Below are 2280 nucleotides of genomic sequence, written 5' to 3' on the forward strand. Positions count from 1 at the left end.
GGCGGAGGTGCCACAACCGGCTCCGGCTCTGCACCACCGAAGTTGTACGTCAGCGTGCCGAGGATCGAGTGCGAACGGAAGCGACCCGAATAGTCGCCATTCTGTCCGACCAGGTCCAGGTTGTCGGCGTTGAAGAAGCGATACTTCAGGCCAACGTCCCAGTTACGGGTCAGCGGAGCGCGGATACCGGCGATCGCCTGCCAGGCGAAGCCCGTGTCCGAATCGTCAAGGAACGGACCGGCGAAAACGGGTTCGACCGACACGCGGGCGACACCGACGCCGCCGCCAACGAAGCCCTGCAGGCCGTCGTCGTCACCGAAGTCGAGCAGGCCGTTGACCATGAAGCTCAGGACGTTCGTGTCGCCGTTCAGCTTGGTCGACCCGGTGAAGGGCGTGCCCGTGCCGTTCGGCATCGACGGGATACCCGGCGCGGTGAAAGTGCCCGACTTGATGTCGGCTTCGCGATAGCCGACTTCGACTTCCGCACGGAAACCGCCGAAGTCATAACCGACGGTGCCTTCGGCATCGTAGCCGACGCGATGGTCGAGCGTACCGGCATTATCGAACGTGCCGATGTCGAGATCCATGTCCTCGACGATCATCACGCCAGCACCGACACCAACATACCAGGAGTTGTCGCGCGCCAGAACAGGCGACGCCAGGGTGGTGGAGGCCAACGCCACAGCGACGGCAAGCTTCCTCATAGTAATTCCCCTTTCAATTGAGATATACGTCTCGGCAGACGTCCTACTCGCCGCTTTGGTTCCGTGCAAGCTAACAAATCGTCAATCTGTTGCCAAAAAGTCGCACTTGCCATGCCAATAAGCGGAAATTCAGCCTGAAATCAGAAGACCATGCGCCTCAAGGAGCAAGATCAGCGCCGCGATCACGCTACGCGCTTCAGAATCGATTGTCGACCCGCCGGCGGGCGCTGCGATCGTTACGGGTCCGACCCACGCGCCGGCCTCGAATCGCAATCGCGATCCATCGCTGAGGCGCGTCACCTGCATGCCCTCACGCGCGATCGCAAATCGCCAGCCGCCCGCCGTCCAGAACGCGATCGCCGCGGCCTGTCCCGTCCACGCGCCCGTCGGAGCGGAACCGACGATCCAGCACTGCCCGGCGGCGGGGTCTGCGGGGGGATCGGCAACCGGCCCCGTCACCACGGCCGCGTGGACCAGCGCGTCGAGCAGGACGAGCGCTTCATTATGGGTTACCTCTTTTTGCGCCTGTGCGACCGCAAGTAACGGTAACGCATGGCGCGGCGTGATCGGCATATCGGTCATGGCTTCATCCTTTATGTGAAGGGCAGCAACAGCGGCGGCGACACCGCGAAATCGCCGACCTGCTCGATTGCGATCGAAGAATCCGGGAGCAGTGCCGCCACGTCCGCCGCCCCGATGGCTAACGTCGGGGAAACACGCTCCCACGGCCCGATGCCTGGCACCGCCGGCGATACGGCGATACGCCACAATTCGCGGCTTTCGCCCGACGGCTGGTCGACATGGTCGCGCCAGCCGGTATCGGCGCGGCTGCGCCCGATCCAGTCGACGACCGCCCCGCCCGCGCCATCGCTCCGGACCCGCCCGTGCACCGGCGCCAGCGGACGCAGCGCCCGCGCTCCGGCCGGCACCGCAATCCCGGTCACCATCGTCCCGCCGCGCGGCACCCATTGGATCGTCGCAGTCCCGCCTTCCGCCCATCGCGCCAGTTCGTCGGGGAGCATCAGCAAGGCGGGATCGTCGAGCAGCACAAAGGGCTCGCCCGCCATATGGGTCATTGCACTCGCGGTGCCCGCCCGCCCGCGCAGCAATCGCGACAGGCGCCATACCCCCGGCGCGACAAGTTCGGCACGTCCGAATTGCAGCAATTCGCCGCCGGCCATCGCCCGGTTCGCACCGCCCAGCAGCGCAGCGTCGCCGACCGATTCGAGCGTCATTACAGGATTGGCGAGCGCCACTACCACGGCGTTGGCAAGATCGAACAGACAATCGCTCGCCGCAGCAAGCGGCTCGGCCAGCACACCCAGTGCCGCTGCCGGCCGCAGCGGGCCGACAGGGATTGGTTCGGAATCGGGCGCCGGCACGAACCAGCAATCGGCGCCGCGCCATCCGTCATGGCTTCCTGCACCCGCAATCAGGATTCGCGGCGCAGAAGCCGCCGGCGAACCGATGCCGGGAAGATCGAACAGATGGACTGTGCCGGTCGCGTCAGGCCAGTCGGGGGCGTTCACCGGAACCCCGGGCTCGGCGGGAAGGTCGGCAGCGGGCAAGGGTTGGT

3 protein-coding genes are annotated in these 2280 nt (G+C 66.0%); all 3 read right to left on the reverse strand.

All coding sequences use genetic code 11. From position 1 onward, the window contains the following. Positions 1-704 (reverse strand): outer membrane protein (locus VGD20_RS08545; RefSeq protein WP_331134038.1); only part of this gene is annotated, 704 nt, incomplete at its 3' end. 129 nt (positions 705-833) lie between these two features. Continuing rightward, positions 834-1286 (reverse strand): DUF2793 domain-containing protein, encoded by a 453-nt coding sequence (locus tag VGD20_RS08550; protein ID WP_331134039.1) that lies wholly within the window; start codon positions 1284-1286, stop codon positions 834-836. Positions 1287-1297: 11 nt separating this feature from the next. Beyond that, positions 1298-2280, reverse strand: a 983-nt coding sequence (locus VGD20_RS08555) for a phage tail baseplate protein (protein WP_422663670.1), incomplete at its 5' end; no start/stop codon positions are given.

The sequence above is a fragment of the Sphingopyxis sp. genome (assembly GCF_036402335.1).
GTDB lineage: Bacteria > Pseudomonadota > Alphaproteobacteria > Sphingomonadales > Sphingomonadaceae > Sphingopyxis.